This window comes from Burkholderia sp. Tr-20355 (genome assembly GCF_017104685.1).
GTDB lineage: Bacteria > Pseudomonadota > Gammaproteobacteria > Burkholderiales > Burkholderiaceae > Burkholderia > Burkholderia seminalis.
In genome coordinates this window covers 28,497-44,887 of record NZ_JAAGPK010000008.1, presented here as the reverse complement: position 1 = coordinate 44,887, position 16,391 = coordinate 28,497, and the positions used below count along the sequence as shown (strand labels likewise).

Genomic DNA, 16,391 nt, shown 5'->3' with positions numbered 1-16,391 from the left:
CCGCGCTCTCAGGATTTCAGCGGTCCGCCAAACCCGCTCGTCGGCAGCTTCATGCCCGTCGCTCCCGCGGCCGAGGCCACGGTCGTGGCGCCCTTGCCCGCGATACCGGCGACGCCCGGCAAGGCGCCTTGCAACGCCCCGGACGCCGCATTCGCCGCCGGCGCGGCCAGCGCCGCGAGTCCGCCTTGCCGTGCCGCCTGCACCATCCCGGCCACCTGCTTAGCGGCGCTGCCCAGGCTCGACGCCGTCTGCAGCGCGGAGACTGCACCTGCTCCACCCAGCGCGCCCGCCGCAGCCGGCAACGCGGAACTCGCCAGTGCGCCCAGCGCTGCACCTGCACCGCCACCGCTCACGAGCCCCATGGCTGCCGTCGCAGCAGCAGGGGCCATCCCTTGCAACTGGCTGGCAAGCTGTCCCGTTGCCGCTGACTGGGCCGCCTCCGGCGACGGCTCGACCGGCTCCGCTGGCCATTTCGCCTGTTTGAAATAGTTCGCCGGCTGATCCGACTCGCGCGGATCCTTCCCGAACTCGACACGTACCGCACCCGGCGGCAGCCCGCTCACGACCGTGTAGCCGCTGTTGTCGAGCGCCCCCTTCTTCAGCACCGCACCGTTCACGTCTTTCACCGTGAACAGCCCGCCCTTCACCGCCTCGCCGTTCACGTACTTGTGAAACAGCTCCAGCTGCCCCGGCTGATCCGGCCGTGGACTCGGCAACGGATATCCCATGCTCGCCGGCCCCGCGAACGTATGCGACGCCCCCTTCACATCGACCGCGCCAGGCGTATGAATCTCGATGTCCCCGCCTTGAATGCGGATATACCCGCCGCCGCTCGTCAGCAGAATCCCCTGATCGGCCGCGATCTCGATGCGATCCGTCGCCGACACGACCTTCACCGCCTTCTGCGCGGTCACCTCGATGTTGTCCGACTGCGCCTGGATCTCCACCTTGCCCTTGCCCGCGAACAGCTTCATCCCCGCGTTCTGTACGAACAGGCTCAGCTTCTGCCCGATGCTCCCGATCAGCGACTTGCCCGCCGCGACATGCACGCTTTGCCCGCTCGCCACGTTCACGTGATCGTTCGCGACCACATGCACCGACTGCTGCGTCGACATCCCGATTCCCGACGGGCTGCCGAACAGCATCACCGGTTCCTTGAACGCGTTCGCGTTACCCGTGCCGCCGCCTGCCGTGCGCCCGCCGGATGCGCTGCCCGACTTGCTGTCCTGCGTCGCGTCGGTGAACGCGCGCATCGTGTCCTGCGCTTCCTTCAGGCTTTCCGCCTGATGCTGCTCGCTCACACCCGACATCGCTTCGACGAGGCTTTCACCCGTCACGAGCTGCTGCTGCGCTTCCTTCACGTCGAGCGGCTGGCTGTTCGGCGCCTTCGGGTGCGTCGTCACGTAAAGGCCCTGGCTCGCCCGCACCGCGCCGTACGCATCCGAGCGCAAGTCGAACCCGCTGCCGAGATACGACCCGCGCGAATTGCCGTTCTGGTCGATGAGGTAGCCGAGGTGCAGCAGGCTGTTCGCGCTGCTGCTCATCAACTGCACGCGGTTCTGCCCGGTCGCGTCGTCCATCACGAGCTGGTTGTAGCCGCCGCCCGAATACTCCTTCGACCGATACCCTGACAGGATCCCGTCGCTGTGCCACTGCGGCTGGTTCGCGCCGTTGTACACGCGCCCGACCGCCAGCGGCCGGTCGCAGTCGCCGCCGACGTAGTCGATCAGCACTTCCTCGCCGATACGCGGCACGTGCACGCCGCCGTAGCCGCCGCCCGTATCCGACTGCACCACGCGTACCCAGCACGACGCGTTCTCGTTGGCCGGATTCAACCGGTCCCATACGAACTGCACACGGATCCGGTTCAGTTCGTCGGTATAGACCTCCTCGCCCTGCGGTCCAACGACGATTGCCGTTTCGAGGTGCATCTCCGGTTTTTTATGCTCGAACGGGCTGCGATACGGCACGCTCACGCGCTGCGCCTCGACCTCGACGAGATAGAAGCCCGTCGATCCGTCGTCGTGCGGGACACGCAACGCGGGATCGGCGCCGTAACCGTCCTGTGCCTGGATCAATGCCTCGCGCAGGCTGTACGGGAAGTCCGCGCTTTCGCTCGCAACGGGCAGGTTGTTCTCGATCCACCACGCGACCTCGATCGTGGCGAATTCGCGCTGATCGGCGGAATCGCGATCGTGCTCGGGATGCTCGGCCAGCGTGAAGCGCCGGCCGGCGTCGATCGCGCGCACGCCGCCCGCACCGTGGAAGCGCTTCGCCTGCGATTCCCACTCCTCCATCCGCACCTTCGTCAGATGGTCGCCGCGCGTCTGGTCCAGATACGTGTAAGCGCCCGTGTACTCGTACACCTCGAGCTGGTCGGGCAGTTCACCCTGGCCGGCCATCGTCGGCAGCGACGTACCTTTCGGATTCGACGGTTGCGCGGGATTCTTGTAGTCGAACGTGCGGGTCGACCGCGTGACGCTCTGCAGCGTGCGCGTGCCCGACCATTGCGTGAACGCGTCGGCCCCGCTTGCCGCACCGCCGCGATAGAAGCTCACCGTCTCCGGTGACAGCGGCGCAAACGCCTGCAGGTTGTCGGTGATCACGAGCGTGTGCGACTTGCCGTCGTCGGCCTGCTGCCATGCGCAGTAGAGCCCCTCGTCCTCCATCAGCCGATGCACGAAATGCCAGTCGGTGTCGTGCTGGCGCGTGTACGAGCGATTTGGCAGCGGCTTCGACAGCGCGAAGCGGAAATGGCCCTTGGCCTGCGGATGCTGGTTCAGCACGTCGCTGATGATCTGGTCGACGGTCGTGTCGTTCCAGAGCCGCTGGTCGCGACGGAACTTCAGGAAATGGGTGAAATCGGCGAACGTGAGCTGATAGGTCGTGAGTCCGCCGTCGGCGCCCAGCCGGCGCGCGGTATGCACGTATCCGTTGATCGGCCGATAGCTGCGGTCGCCTTGCTCGATCCACAGCGTGACGGGCTGCGCGATCAGCTTTTTAAGTTCCAGATCGCTATCGGTCGACAGCACGTCGAGCGTGAACTCGTACGCACGCCCAATGCGCGAGCGGCCGACTGCCCGCTGCACGGTCAGGACGTTGCCCCCCAAGGGCGTATCGAGCTTCAGCAACCGGTCCTGCTGAAGCAACCCGCCACGCAACGCGGCGATCGTGTTCTGCATGTTCATGGCTACGGCCTTTTCTTCTTTTGACGCGCCCTCGGATGGCGCGAGCACTGGACTTTGCTCGCGCGATTTTACAGACAATTTACTGGCATCCTCGAAAACCGGCCGGATTTGAAGACACGGCATCCAATCGGTCCGCGCTTTGCCTGCGCTGGCGCCCGCCGCACCGTTCGGCCCTCGCCGCGCCGTGAAATCGATTGCAATCAGGGCCAATTCGACTTCCGGCGCGGCGCGGTTGCGAGTAGTGTCTACGTGCCCGTATTCCGGCCTCATCCGGGTCCGACCGATACCCGGCGCTCCCTACACGACACTGAACACTGGAGATCTGCGATGAAACGTTCGAAGTTCCTGCTGTCGGGCCTGCTGCTCGCGTCGGCCCTCGGCTTCACGGCCGTCGCCGCACACGCGGAAGACCTGCTCGATTCCGTGAAGAAAGCCGGCGTGCTGCGCGTCGGCCTCGAGGGCACGTATCCGCCGTTCAATTCGCGCGGCACGTCAGGCCAGCTCGAGGGTTTCGACGTCGACGTCGCGAACGCGGTCGCCGGCAAGCTCGGCGTGAAGACGCAGTTCGTCCCGACCGAATGGAGCGGCATCATCGCCGGCCTGCAGGCCGGCAAGTTCGACGTGATCGTCAACCAGGTCACGATCACGCCGCAACGCAAGGAAGCGCTCGACTTCAGCCAGCCGTACACGTACTCGGCCGCGCAGCTGATCCAGCGCAAGGACGACACGCGCAACTTCAAGTCGCTCGACGACTTCAAGGGCAAGAAGCTGGGCGTGACGCTCGGCACCAACTACGACCAGATGGCGCGCACCGTGCCGGGTATCGAGGTGCAGACGTATCCGGGCGCGCCGGAGAAACTGCGTGACCTCGCCGCGGGCCGGATCGAGGCAACGCTCGACGATCGGCTGATGCTGCCGTACATGATCAAGACGTCCAACCTGCCGCTGCGCGCGGGGGCGGTGCTGAACGGCGGCAAGCAGGAAATGGCGATCCCGTTCCGCAAGGGCAATCCGAAGTTCGAGAAGGCGATCAACGACGCGCTCGATTCGCTGCACAAGGACGGCACGTTGAAGAAGATCTCGATGCACTGGTTCGGCAGCGATGTGACTGTGCCGGTCGCACAATAAGCCGCCCGGCATTTCCATGCGTCACGCCGTTCATTTCGATGAACGCGTGACGCCTCCCCTCAAGCCGCTTCGTCGAAGCGCGCCAGCAGCATCTGGCCGATCGGCGTCAGCGCCGGACGCGCCGCCACGGCGCTCATGCGCGCCTGCGTATCGTCCACCAGACGCTTCTCGACCAGCACGGCAAAGGCCGGATTAGATTGATCGACGCTGTCCGGCGCACGCGCAATGCGCAACAGCATCGAGAATTCGTGCGGACTCAGCATGGTCCTTGTCTCCTGACCGGCCGCGATCCGGTTCGAACCGGCGTCGATCGTGTTTGCGAATGGAAGGGTGCGATGCGCGACCGCCAGGCTGCCGGAGCGAGATCCCGGTTGCCCGGCCTGCGAGGCGGGCACGTCGCCGCGGGGCGGGTTGCGCACGGCTCCGTCGGACGGGGTCGCGGCGACGAAAACGTGCAACCTTATGGGCGTATCGTGACGCGGCCGTGACAGCAAAGCGGGAGCGAAACAGTCCGCATTACGCGCCGCCGGCGTTTCGATGCGGATCCAGTTGACGACGAACTGCATCAAGCTCGCGCCCGTCATCGCGAATCGACTGAATACGGGTAGCCGCCGCGCTCCGATCCGCTCGCATGGCGCATGCAGCGCACGACCACGTTCAGCGCACGCCCAAGCGTCATTCCAACGAGCACGCCCCAGACGGCGAACGACAGCATCTCGAAGCCGCTCGTCGCCGCCCATGGCGCCCGCACGGCCACTGCATAATGCATGCAGGTTTCCGCGACGAAGGTCACCATCAGCGTGACGAGTAGGCTTGCGTCGCCGGGCAGGCGCACGCGCAGGCCCGACGGCATCGAGCGGTATTCGAGGCGCCACCGGCTCGCGTGCAGCCAGCCCAGCGACGCGCCGCCCAGCACGGCCGCCAGCGCAATCGCGTTCGCATCGACACCGGCGTGCGGAAACAGACCGTTCAAGCTGACGATGCCGAGCATCCCGAATACGACGGGAGAAATCAGCGGTCGCATCGCCGGCACCTCGCGCGGGAAACAGCGCTTGATGCCGATGTAAAGCAGCACGCAGAACATCACGTACACGTAAGGCTTCAGACGAAGGAGCGCGGACATGGTCGAAGTCGCCTGATCGGAATGGACACGCCGACACCGTACTGCGCAGCCCCTGCGCGCGGCGCGGCTTGCGACGGGCGGCCGGAATCCGCGGACGAGTTGCGCGTCGTGGCGATGGTCGTCCGGTGAGGCCCCCTCGGCGCGGAGCCGGCGCCATCCGCTATCCCTCCGGGCGACGCTCCGCGACACTCGTGGCGATAGCCGGCCAGCCGTCGGCCGCCGACGCACGTCGTCGAAGCCGCGCGCCGTTCGTCGCAACATTCACGCAGTCGGCCCGCGTGACGCTAAAGTCACGGCATACGCGCATCGCGCATCGCGCACCACGCTCCCCCGACACCATGCGAGCCACGTCCGATCCTTCACCGATACCGCCGCCTGCCGGCGCCGCACCGCGGCGGCTGCGCGATCCGGCCGCGCTGCTCGCGTTCACGTGCTTCAATTCGGTCGTCGGCCTGGGGTTCTGGGTCGTCCATGTCGGCGAACCGCTGCTGCCCTACCTCGTCGTCGCCAACACGATCGGTTTCTGCGCGCTGTTGCTCAGCCGCGCCGCGAATCGGCTGCTGCCGCGCAAGCCGGGGCTCGTGCTGAAGGCCATCGTGATCGCACCGGTCAGCGTGTTCGCCGGGTTCGAGATCGCCGCGACCATCATTCGCGGGAACGTGCCGCACGTATTCGGGCACGCCCGCATCGGAACGTGGGACAACTACGGGCCGTCGTTCCTGGTGTCGGCCGTGCTGTTCGTGTGCGTGTCGCTGTTCCTTCAGTCGCTTCGCATGCGCGCGACGCTCGAAACCGAGCGACGCGAAGCCGCCGAAGCGCGCCAGGCCGAGACAGCCGCGCGTCTCGCGCTGCTGCAGGCGCAGATCGAGCCGCACTTCCTGTTCAATACGCTCGCGAACGTGCAGAGCCTGATCGAACCCGACCCGTCCCGTGCATCGACGATGCTGGACAACCTGAACCGCTACCTGCGTGCGAGCCTGCGCCGCACGCGCGATGCGACGTCGACGCTCGGCGACGAACTCGATCTCGTCGACGCGTTGCTGAAGATCGCCTCGATCCGGCTCGGCGAGCGGCTGTCATATGCGATCGAAGTTCCGGAGGAATTGCACGCGCTGCCGTTCTCGCCGCTGCTGCTGCAACCGCTCGTCGAGAATGCGCTGCTGCACGGGATCGAGCCGTCGATCGACGGCGGCGGGATTGTCGTTCGCGGCCGGACGCGGGGTGACAAGCTCGAACTGAACGTGATCGACACGGGCGTCGGCCTCGGCAAGGGCGGCTCTGGCCTGCACGGCGGTGTCGGGCTCGCCAACGTCGCCGCACGTATCCGGACGCTGCATGGCGAGCGCGGCAGCGTCACCGTCGAAACGAACGCGAGTGCCGCACATGGCGTCACCGCCACCCTGCTGACTCCGATCGACTGACATGCCGACCGCCCTCATCGCCGACGACGAACCGAACCTGTCCGCTTCGCTCGCGCAACGACTGCGGCAGCTCTGGCCTGAACTGGAGATCGTTGCGATGCCGCGCAACGGTGTCGAAACACTGGCCGCACTGAATGCGTCGCCGCGCCCGGACATCGCGTTCCTCGACATCCGGATGCCCGGCATCGACGGATTGAAGCTGGCTGCGCTGGTGCCGGACGTACATGTCGTGTTCGTCACGGCTTACGACGAATATGCAGTCGACGCGTTCGATCGCTCAGCGGTCGACTACTTGCTGAAGCCGGTGACGGACGAGCGGCTGCTGCGCTGTATCGCGAAGCTTCAGCGCGGCGAGCCGGCTGTCGGGCATCCCGAAGCGTTGGCTCAAGCGGCGCAATCGCGGGATGCCGCGCCGATCCGCTGGCTGACCGTGGGCGTGAAGGATGCGACGCGGCTCGTTTCGATCGACGATGTGCTGTATTTCCAGGCGTCGGAAAAATACACGGAAATCGTCACGGCCAGCGAACGGCTCGTGATCCGCACGCCGTTGAAGGACCTGATGCAGCGGCTCGATCCGGCGCGGTTCGCGCAGGTGCATCGCGGTGTGATCGTCGCGTACGCGGCGATCGATCGTATCGAGCGCGATCTGCTGGGACGGTTGCGGATTCGCGTGCACGGGCAGCGGGAGATGCTGCCCGTCAGTCGTGCGTATGCGGGATTGTTCAGGCAGATGTGAGCGGCAGATTGATGTCGAAAGGACAGTCCCCTTGTCGCGGCACCGCGCACGCGACACCTCGCCGACCAGAAAGACGGCCGCAGAAAAGACAAAGGGCCGGGAGAATCAATCTCCCGGCCCTTGTTCAATATGGTGCGGCTGCAGGACTCGAACCCGCCACCTGATGATTACAAATTTTCAATTAAATCAATAAGCTACTGAAAATCAAGGGAAAATGACTGTAACCAAGGGAAATCAAAAGCACTTTGTATTCAGCAACTTAGCAAAATTTAGCAAAGCGATCGCAAACTTATGCTTGTACCCCTGTTGTACCGCCCCTAACCATCCGGAAGCGGTTTCATCCGGCACATATCGCTTGTTGCCATAGCCCGCGTGTTCCGACGTCACTTGGTGTCGCCGCTGCCCCTGTCCTTGCCGCGCGGCACGCCCAAGCCAGTTGTCACAAAGGTCTGCATGACGTTAGCGCCTTGTGGACGCAACCCCTCAGCTTGCATCGCCGCATACCATTGAGACAGCGCCCTCCGAGCCCCCTCCATGTCCGTGCCATCCGCGAATTCGCTCATGTGCTCGTTCCATAGCTCAAGCTCCCGCACTGTCACAGCGTCGGCCTTCACCAAGTACCTTGCAACACCCAAAACGGCCTCCGCAAGCTCATGCTCGACCACGGCGGTGGGATTCGACCACTGAGCCTCGCCTAGAGAGTCGGTGTACAACGCGATTTGCTTGAGCTGGTCGAGAATGTACGGATGCTCCGCGTTGTGAGCAAACAACGGACGTAGATCTTCAAGTTTCGTAGGCCCGGTACGATTGATCAGGTCCGCAAACATCCAAGCGACGTTCTTCTTGGTGTGGGACCGGTACTCCTTCCAAAGACCCACAAGTTGCCGGTCATCCGTAGCAGTGACCATGCGGCGCAGGATTGGCAGCTTACCGCCCTCCTCGATCGCGAGGATTGATAGAGCCAATGCAGACGGATAGCGTCCGTTCTCGAACAACAATTGAGCGTCTTCAAGAAGCCGACAGGCATTCTTGCCAGCGGCAGTCATACCCTCAGCTATCTGCTCCAGTGAGAGACGCCCGCGGAATTGGTCGAGTTTTGTTCGTGCAGTCAACGCGTGCCCCAGACGGTAGTCTATTGTCGCTCCCTGCGATGCGTGGCCATCAATTGGTGGATATCACGCTGCACCTCGTCGACGAGGGGGGCGACTTTGCCAGCGGTGATTTCCGCTGCCTCTCCGATCATCTTGCCCACACGATGTTGGTGACCTATATGCGCAGATGACAGTGCACCATACATGTGATCGGAAAGCGTTTTGAGCTTCACGAATAGCGCGTCGGGCATGAATAGGAAATTGCGGTGTGTGTAGGCCGAAAATTGCCGAACAGCGGCTTCGACGCGTTGGTATCGGTGGAAGAATACCGTGTGCTGGTAGTACTCCCCTCTCTCTCGGCCAGTGTGCAGCCGCAATTGTTGCTTTTGAGTCTCGAGAAGTTCACTGTCTTTCAAAAACTCTTCCAACTCTGCATCCGTCATCGCAGCTACATCTACGTATTGCTGCATCCGGCTGGTCAGCGCGCTTAGTTGGCCAAATGCTTCCGCTAGCTTCTCCCATGTCTCAGGAACGACCGTAAATTCGCGCTCCAGATACCTTAGTCGCCCCTGGAGGTCTGTGTCCCATTGAACTTTCAGCTCGGCTAGCTCCTTGGCGTTCGTCTGCCGAAGAGACTCAAGGCGCTGGGAAAACTTACCTTCGATCCACTTCTGGCCAAGCCATTTGAACATCCCATAGGCTATGGCGGCAGCTCCGCCGCCAGTCACGATGAAGTTCTGAACGAATTGCCATGCATCGGCTTGCGTCATTCCTGGAGTTCCTCTTAGGCCAAGCACATGTTGCGAAATCCGAAGCCTAGCCATCCGTTTGCCATGAGCGGATTCAAGGCCGACATTCGACGCGCCCCGCGTCCCTCATATGTCAACACCTTCCCCTTTAGCAACGTTGGCGTGCTCAAGTGAAGAGCGAGTCGGCACCTAACCGGAGCGTTCGTTGACAGATGAGGGACGACCATATCTCGCCACTTCCCCGCAAATCTCGATGCATCTCAGCGCCGGCCAGCTCCAACAACAACCTGAGGCTTGAGCCTGTCACGGACCTGTTGATAGATCGGTATGTCAATGTCCTCCTTGACCTCAAGCGTTACGGCAAGGCCGTATGGAATCACATCATCCAAATGAACCGTCGCATCCTTTTTGCAAGTCACTCTTATCCGGATCGTCTCACCATCTTGGTAAGCGGATATGATCCTCTCCCCCTCGAGTACCTCGTGTTGGACCGTCCCCCTGAGCACCTGATTGCGGTCGCCATCCTGACGTGACAGCCTCAACGAAGTTTCATCCCACGGGGAACCACCAGGGGCGAGTTCCAACTTAGCCTCGCGCAAATTGCGGTGATCTGAGTTGATCGGCGTGAACCACGCCAACGTCACCACTAACCGCCGCCATAGCTTCTGGGCAGAAAGGCCGATTGGCAACGGAAATGCGTATTCATGGACCTCGTTCTCTCGAATCTCTCCACACCCCAGAACTGTCGCGCGTTGGGCCGTACATGTAAGTACGCGCTCTATGTCGGCAGCGCCGTAACCGATGTATCGCGCGATGATTTCCCTGAACTGTCTCGAGTTCCGCTCATTCTTCAGTGCAGAGGTCAGAAGATCCTTAGCAGATTCCGACTGTTTGGCTCCGTGGATAAGTAGCGCCTTGATCAACACGGCAATTAACGGTTCGGGTACAGCCTCGCCTTCTTGTTCGCGTAGTTGTTCCAGCATTTCATAGATACGCGCAGCGCTACGCGTAGCCAGAGCCGTCGCATTGCTGGTTCCCCGCGTAACAATCACGTTTGCTAGTTCACCGGGCTTAGAACTGTCCCACGCCACAGTTTGACCTGGTCGAACCTTTGATCGATCAATACGGAATACGCTAGAGCCGTTAAGGTTAGGGGTCTGATAAAGCTGCCGACCGCCGGGAAAGAGCACTTCTGGCTTAATCGCACGCCTGAAACCATGCCCGAGGCGCATTGCAGGACTGAATACGCTTTCGTTGGGCATTACATCGATCCGTCGCATCTCTGGATATTCACCGGAATCGTCGGTATGCAATGCGCCCACGGTGATGGCGTTAAGTGACTCGGCCGGGGAAAGCAGTCGGCGTGAGGACAGGCTCTGCGACACGGCTCGGATCGTTGTGCGCACTTTGTCCTCGTCGGACAGCTCCGAAAACTCTCCGTAGCTCACACCGATATCGAAATCGTCGGGGAAGTTTCCCGCACTTACGCAGAATAGAACGCGATATTTCCACGACAACCAATCGAGCAATCTCGCCCATGGACTTGGGGTATGAATGAAAGGCCGCTCACTATCACCGATCGAGAGATTCACAACCTTTACCAGGGGAGCTTGCGCAGGAACGTCGCCAGCCCCCTCGAACATCCGTCTCACGGCGAGATGAATACGGTCCTCAAAGAACACGTCATCTGGCATATGCTCACCACGATCCGAATGATTTGGATCGGGTTGCATAATTGGTGTGCAGTAGACCTTTCTCCTCAGCGGTTCCGATTGCCCCGAGCTGAGATCGCCGTTAACAATCAGTGACGCCATGCTCGTACCATGGCGCCGCTCGCCAGGCTGATAGAGGCGCTCGATATCAAAGGGATCATCGAATAACAGCTTTCCCTCCAATGCTTTGTGGAGGAGAAGAGGGGCACCGTCAAGCAAGGCAACAACAGGCGGCAACTCAGCTACAGCCTCCTTAAATTCGGCGGGGTCCCCTTCATTCTCGTCGGCTATGGCCAAACTCTGCCCCGTCGGGCGAAAGTACATGATCCCGGGAAACTTGAATAACTGTATGTCAACTTCAGCAGCTGGATTGCCCACTTCGCCCAGCAATTGCCGAATTCTCTCCGCGGGCAACTCGGCCTTCACCGCATGAAAGGCGATTTCGTTCATGTCGATGAACGGTCCCAACGTTCTACCATCTAGCGCAGCGAGGAGTTCCCGGACCGCTCGTTCGTTCTGCCGACGCCTTATCTCTGTGTGTCGATAGAAAAGTTCGATCTGGAATGTTATCGGCTGCTGTGCATCGAGCGGATCGACCATTTCGTGCCAACGGTGGATCATCCCGGTTTCCCGCAGCGTCTCTTCGATCCCCCAGCGTCGGATCACCAACAACTGCGAAAAGACGTCGCCCCACTTTCCCTTGCCACGAGGTAGAGCGCGTCCTTGGGTCCATTGTGCCCAAAGCGAGAGCAGTTCCCGCAATCCGGCCTCGTTACTCATCGAAAGGAAGAGACGGCCTTTCAATAGTTTGTCGGTCCGCTGGCCCCTACTATCGACTTCATAAAAGTCGTCGTCAGGCTGAACACCATCGAGATCCCATTCTCCGAGCCATTCGAGGCCGGCAGCATCCACTGCCTGCTTGAAATCGTCCACGCTACCGGCGATTTCCATCACCAACACCGTTTCTGGCTCCATACCAGCCATAGCACCAGCAACGCTCGCCTGGTATCGAGCGAACGACGCCTGAAGCTCATCGAGTTGGACATTGACCCGCGCTACCTGCCTCTGTCGTCCAGGCAAATGCGGCCCGCCTATGGGGAAGCCGCGCCTAGGTTCTGGAGGTACGACACGCTTTTCTGGAAATACCAAAAGCGGTAACGGCTCGGCCATGGACTTTTCCCCGGATTCGTTTGTGGTCTATTTAGGCTTCTTGCTGGCTGGGTTTCAGACGATCGCGCCACTGGTCCAGCTTGGTCTGTGTAATCATTTTCGCATCGTCTGTGCTTCGATCAAGAACGGCTCGACGCACTACTGAGAGACAGAATTCCTCAACCTCTGCGAAGTTCAAACCGAGTAATCGCTTAGCAAGTGTCTCGGCTGCAAAACCAAAGTTAACTTGGCAACGTACACCGATAGAAGCAACAAATGCAGTCAATTGGGCGCGAGTTGGCATCGGTAACTCGATGCGCAACTGGAAGCGCCGCCACACTGCTCGATCCAATAGTTCTGGATGATTGCTTGCGGCCACTACGACGACATAGTCAGGCAGCTCATCCATCTGAAGTAGAAGTGAACTGACAACTCGCTTGATTTCGCCGGTTTCGTGCGTATCACCACGCTCCTTTCCTAGAGTCTCAAACTCATCGAAAAAGAGAACGCAACGCTGCGTTCTCGCGTAGTCAAGCAGACTCTTCAAACGCGATGATGTCTCCCCCAAGTAACTACCAATGAGGGTCTCATATCGAACAACAATCAACGGAACCATCAGCTCAAAGGCTAGGGCTTCGGCTAATGTGGTCTTGCCGTTACCCGGCGGCCCGGCCAAAAGAACCTTGTGACGGGGACGCAAGTTGTGGGCATGGAGCAGTTCTGCGCGGTGCTGTTCCTCGATCAGTTCCTTTAGCTGATCACGAACGTTTTCCGCCAACACAATGCTATCTAGGCTTCGCTCTGGAGCGATTTCAAAGATCAGTTCCTTGTGTGCACCGCCTCCCACACCGCCACCGTTGCGCGGCCCCTGCGCCGGCGCCGCCGATTGAAAGAGAGCGGCTTGCTGCAACGATTTCGCCAAACGGTCAGCCAGAATGCGATGGCCTTTGTCGCGCTCTTCCTTGATCAATGATTCCGCAGCCTTGCGGAACGAAGGCTGATCGCCACTGCTGGCTGCTTTGACCAGTTCTACCAGGGTATCAGCTTGTGCCATCAGAACTAACCTCAACAATGTATAAGGAGACCTGCCGCTTCACTTGGGGACGCAGGTAAATTCGGTTCGGGCCGAGGTCCAACGTCGCGCTGCGTGCTTGATCTGGATCCACAAACGCAGCCAAGGCGACCTCTGTATTTGCCCACGTCATGTTCTATTTTGAGCGGGCGCGACTTTGTAGATGGTCGCGCGCGAGACTTTGTAACGTTTCGCTATCTCACCGACGGAAAGTTCCGGGTTGGTCATCAACTGCTTGATCTCACTTATCTGCTTCGCGTCGAGCTTAGGCTTTCGCCCCCCCGCGCGGCCACGCGCGCGCGCTGCTGATAGCCCCGCGTGTGCCCGCTCTCGAACCACGTTGCGCTGGAACTCCGCGAGAGCAGCAAATACTTGAACGACCGGCTTACCCGCTGCACTGCTAGTCTCAATTTTCTCACTCAAGCTCTCAAACCTTACGCCCTGCTGCTCGAGTTCAACCACAGTCTGCACAAGATCCGACAGACTACGAGCGAGGCGATCCAACCGCCACACTACAAGGGTGTCACCGGAACCGAGTACTTTCCGGCACTGTTCCCATCCCGGGCGAGCTGCCACCTTAGCGCCGGCGGCCTCCTCGTAAATAGTCGCGCAACCAGACTCCGCAAGTGCTCGCCGCTGATGCCCAAGAGTCAGATCGTCTGCCGATGCTCGCGCGTAACCGATTCGTTGATTCATTGACGGCTTGCCAAGCATTGAAAAATTGACGGGAATTTTGACAGAAAAGCGGCAGACTGTCCCCACGACCTCAGGCTATGGGTGCGACGTTGCCGCCCTGTTCAGCAAGCCGCTCTCGACTACGAGCTGATGCTCGACTGACGCACGAAGATCGCCGTGCTTCTTACTGCCATGCGCAGGAAGGCGCGCGAGGAAATCTGCGACAAACGATTCGCGCCACTGCGGCGGAATGTCGGTAATTTGTTCAATTGTTCGTTGCCGCAGGGTTCCCCCGACCGACATGCTGGCCGAGTTGTGGTCCCACCATATTCGCACCCAAACGAAACTCGATTCCGGATCGAATTCGACGAGTTCGACATCACGTAAGCGCAGGAGGACAGGAACCATTTGCGACTCCGTGTCCCATCCCATCTCGGATGCGGCAATTCTCGGGACTATCTGGTAGACGCCGATGATGTTGCTGAACGGCCCCGTAAGGAGATACGTCAGCATCGCTCGGTCCTCTTGCGTCCGGCCTGCCATCTTCGGTGAGCGCCAAAATGCGACGTCATTGATCGTGCGCTGGCGTCCCATCACGATGCCTCGTCGAGAAACTTCGCCAGCTCCGAGGCTCTGAACATCACGCGCCGGCCGAGACGGATCTTTGCGGGCTTGAGCTTCGTAGCCAGTTCGCAGTCGCGGTTCAGCGTGACCCGCAGGCCCGTTACGCTACGGTTGAGCAGCGCCGCACAATCAGACAATGTAAGTAGGACTCCATATCGACTGACCAACATCTCTTCTGTCTTCGTCATCAAGCTTCTCCACCCAGGCTGATGGACATCAGGGCTCGTGAGTCGGGGTAGCGAACTATCCAAGTTCGAAGGCATACCACCGGCACAATGACCCGAAACGCACGTTAATTAATAGAGCTTCCGCATAAACGCACGTTAATTCTTTCAAACAAACAGAAATTTTGCAAGCAATTGATTTTAAAGGAAAAATTTATCTAAATCTTTTTCAAATATTTAGCTCAACATTCTTATTACATAAAAAAGCGCGACTCAATGTCCGCGCTTCAGCGTTCGATTAGATGAGCGGAGGAAGCAAAAATTTTAGCCGCTAAAATCCAGCACTCACATCCACAAATACGCTTGGACTACGCCTCTTGTGCGCTGGGACAATTATTTTCGCCAGTCATGCTGCTTGACGTCATCTACACCAGAGACCTTGCGTCGAATTCTTTGCGACGTGAAATCATGGCATCGGTGGCATGTGATATGCCATGATTGCAACTTTAATCACACGATCTGGATCGTCTCGTAGCTTGAACTCATAATTCAGCCAAGACTCGTCTTGCTCAGATACAAATCGAACGAAATTAGGATGATTGCACGTGCTGTCGCGAATCGTTTTCAATACAGAGGAAAACCCCTTGTTCGGCACAAAGAGAATGACAGCAGCCTTATTATCACGCCAGCCCAAGTAGTCTAACAGTTGATCTATGGTGGCGAGGTAGATGCTCTCGCCCCGCCAGAATTTGCATTCGCCAACGAATTCGTTGTTACCGCCTGCTGCGCTCCGCACCAAAATGTCCGTCTTGCCCCGTTTGTTAAAGGTTTCACCCGTCGTTGATCCGAGAACGGCGGCCCCTAGTGTTACCAATATGTGATCACGAAGATGCTCTTCTTCTTTATCAGCATAAGTGCTTGGCAAGCGTTCAAACATTTTCCCGATGATGTTGATGCACTCGAGGATCTTTTCATAAGCAGTGGTATGAATAACGCTTTGAGTCCTGTCGCTCTCCCACTGATATGTCGTTGACTGCTTGAGGCCTTCGATTGCTTGGCGAGTTGCTTTAACGAGTTCAATCTGTTCATCGAAGAGTCTGATCATGCGCCCCACAGCCCAGGGTGGGCTGTCGAGCTTATGAGCGATCTCTTTTGCTTCACGCGACATGCGGTTCAGGATCTCAATTTGGTCGATCCAACCTCCTGCGAACGAATCGACAAACGATTTGAGAGTTGGGAAAAATCCGGGGTCGTTAAATGCAACCAACCTCCCGCTCATAAACACGGCTAGATCTCGACCTGTACCATAAATTTCCTCAAGAGGGCCTCGTTGCTCCCAAGGAAGATCGTAGACTCTCCTAAAATCCTCCTTGTTTTTCAGATGGGGCCAATCTTCAAAGTTGTAGCCTCTGAAAACAGTGGCATACTGCGCCAGCCGGCTAAGTAACTGACTTTCCTGCTTCAGATCGGGACGAATTTCCATTTTTTTAGGGTCTCCGGAATGTGACCGATTTTCTATCGACTTTAGTCGTCAAGGAAAGTCGGGGGGACGCTAACAA

At 59.6% G+C, this 16,391-nt stretch carries 14 protein-coding genes; 3 read left to right on the top strand and 11 right to left on the bottom strand.

What is annotated here, in order from left to right; translation table 11 throughout:
• Window positions 1-8 precede the first annotated feature (8 nt).
• Window positions 9-3,188, bottom strand: a complete 3,180-nt coding sequence (locus G3N62_RS03195) for a type VI secretion system Vgr family protein (protein ID WP_206141139.1) — start codon at window positions 3,186-3,188, stop codon at window positions 9-11.
• A gap of 327 nt (window positions 3,189-3,515) precedes the next feature.
• On the opposite strand from G3N62_RS03195, the gene G3N62_RS03190 reads away from it, so the two are divergent.
• Complete coding sequence (locus tag G3N62_RS03190) at window positions 3,516-4,316, top strand: transporter substrate-binding domain-containing protein (protein WP_034189797.1); 801 nt, start codon at window positions 3,516-3,518, stop codon at window positions 4,314-4,316.
• A 59-nt stretch (window positions 4,317-4,375) separates the two neighbouring features.
• On the opposite strand, the gene G3N62_RS03185 is transcribed toward G3N62_RS03190, so the two are convergent.
• Together G3N62_RS03185 and G3N62_RS03180 are read right to left on the bottom strand one after the other, a co-directional pair.
• Window positions 4,376-4,579: a hypothetical protein gene (locus G3N62_RS03185; protein ID WP_034189859.1), complete on the bottom strand. Its 204-nt coding sequence runs from the start codon at window positions 4,577-4,579 to the stop codon at window positions 4,376-4,378.
• Between the two features lie 317 nt (window positions 4,580-4,896).
• Window positions 4,897-5,439, bottom strand: a complete 543-nt coding sequence (locus G3N62_RS03180) for a hypothetical protein (protein ID WP_124670910.1) — start codon at window positions 5,437-5,439, stop codon at window positions 4,897-4,899.
• A 338-nt stretch (window positions 5,440-5,777) separates the two neighbouring features.
• Here G3N62_RS03180 and G3N62_RS03175 point away from each other — a divergent pair, with 338 nt between their 5' ends.
• Complete coding sequence (locus tag G3N62_RS03175) at window positions 5,778-6,860, top strand: histidine kinase (RefSeq protein ID WP_124670911.1); 1,083 nt, start codon at window positions 5,778-5,780, stop codon at window positions 6,858-6,860.
• A 1-nt stretch (window position 6,861) separates the two neighbouring features.
• Window positions 6,862-7,596, top strand: a complete 735-nt coding sequence (locus G3N62_RS03170) for a LytTR family DNA-binding domain-containing protein (RefSeq protein ID WP_049032314.1) — start codon at window positions 6,862-6,864, stop codon at window positions 7,594-7,596.
• 383 nt (window positions 7,597-7,979) lie between these two features.
• Here the strand turns inward: G3N62_RS03170 and G3N62_RS03165 are convergent, their stop codons facing one another.
• The 8 genes from G3N62_RS03165 to G3N62_RS03130 form a co-directional block, all read right to left on the bottom strand.
• Window positions 7,980-8,708: an AbiV family abortive infection protein gene (locus tag G3N62_RS03165; RefSeq protein ID WP_256254182.1), complete on the bottom strand. Its 729-nt coding sequence runs from the start codon at window positions 8,706-8,708 to the stop codon at window positions 7,980-7,982.
• A gap of 20 nt (window positions 8,709-8,728) precedes the next feature.
• Complete coding sequence (locus G3N62_RS03160) at window positions 8,729-9,457, bottom strand: hypothetical protein (protein WP_124670912.1); 729 nt, start codon at window positions 9,455-9,457, stop codon at window positions 8,729-8,731.
• Between the two features lie 239 nt (window positions 9,458-9,696).
• Entirely contained in the window at window positions 9,697-12,318 is a 2,622-nt protein-coding gene (locus G3N62_RS03155; protein ID WP_124670913.1) for a S8 family peptidase, read from the bottom strand.
• Between the two features lie 31 nt (window positions 12,319-12,349).
• A complete protein-coding gene (locus G3N62_RS03150; RefSeq protein WP_124670914.1) occupies window positions 12,350-13,351 on the bottom strand; it encodes an ATP-binding protein in 1,002 nt (333 codons plus the stop codon).
• A 147-nt stretch (window positions 13,352-13,498) separates the two neighbouring features.
• A complete protein-coding gene (locus G3N62_RS03145) occupies window positions 13,499-14,065 on the bottom strand; it encodes a recombinase family protein (RefSeq protein WP_124670915.1) in 567 nt (188 codons plus the stop codon).
• 75 nt (window positions 14,066-14,140) lie between these two features.
• On the bottom strand, window positions 14,141-14,641 hold the full coding sequence (locus G3N62_RS03140) for a hypothetical protein (protein ID WP_185733118.1): 501 nt from the start codon (window positions 14,639-14,641) through the stop codon (window positions 14,141-14,143).
• Window positions 14,638-14,856: a hypothetical protein gene (locus G3N62_RS03135; RefSeq protein ID WP_038772165.1), complete on the bottom strand. Its 219-nt coding sequence runs from the start codon at window positions 14,854-14,856 to the stop codon at window positions 14,638-14,640. The genes G3N62_RS03140 and G3N62_RS03135 overlap by 4 nt, the downstream gene beginning before the upstream one ends.
• Before the next feature lie 442 nt (window positions 14,857-15,298).
• Window positions 15,299-16,315: a hypothetical protein gene (locus tag G3N62_RS03130; RefSeq protein ID WP_071776558.1), complete on the bottom strand. Its 1,017-nt coding sequence runs from the start codon at window positions 16,313-16,315 to the stop codon at window positions 15,299-15,301.
• Window positions 16,316-16,391 lie beyond the last annotated feature (76 nt).

Excerpts from the sequence above, each read along its gene's own strand:
- G3N62_RS03195 (WP_206141139.1), bottom strand. The coding sequence starts at position 3,188 with ATGAACATGCAGAACACGATCGCCGCGTTGCGTGGCGGGTTGCTTCAG.
- G3N62_RS03190 (WP_034189797.1), top strand. The coding sequence starts at position 3,516 with ATGAAACGTTCGAAGTTCCTGCTGTCGGGCCTGCTGCTCGCGTCGGCC.
- G3N62_RS03185 (WP_034189859.1), bottom strand. The coding sequence starts at position 4,579 with ATGCTGAGTCCGCACGAATTCTCGATGCTGTTGCGCATTGCGCGTGCG.
- G3N62_RS03180 (WP_124670910.1), bottom strand. The coding sequence starts at position 5,439 with ATGTCCGCGCTCCTTCGTCTGAAGCCTTACGTGTACGTGATGTTCTGC.
- G3N62_RS03175 (WP_124670911.1), top strand. The coding sequence starts at position 5,778 with ATGCGAGCCACGTCCGATCCTTCACCGATACCGCCGCCTGCCGGCGCC.
- G3N62_RS03170 (WP_049032314.1), top strand. The coding sequence starts at position 6,862 with ATGCCGACCGCCCTCATCGCCGACGACGAACCGAACCTGTCCGCTTCG.
- G3N62_RS03160 (WP_124670912.1), bottom strand. The coding sequence starts at position 9,457 with ATGACGCAAGCCGATGCATGGCAATTCGTTCAGAACTTCATCGTGACT.
- G3N62_RS03155 (WP_124670913.1), bottom strand. The coding sequence starts at position 12,318 with ATGGCCGAGCCGTTACCGCTTTTGGTATTTCCAGAAAAGCGTGTCGTA.
- G3N62_RS03150 (WP_124670914.1), bottom strand. The coding sequence starts at position 13,351 with ATGGCACAAGCTGATACCCTGGTAGAACTGGTCAAAGCAGCCAGCAGT.
- G3N62_RS03145 (WP_124670915.1), bottom strand. The coding sequence starts at position 14,065 with ATGAATCAACGAATCGGTTACGCGCGAGCATCGGCAGACGATCTGACT.
- G3N62_RS03135 (WP_038772165.1), bottom strand. The coding sequence starts at position 14,856 with ATGACGAAGACAGAAGAGATGTTGGTCAGTCGATATGGAGTCCTACTT.
- G3N62_RS03130 (WP_071776558.1), bottom strand. The coding sequence starts at position 16,315 with ATGGAAATTCGTCCCGATCTGAAGCAGGAAAGTCAGTTACTTAGCCGG.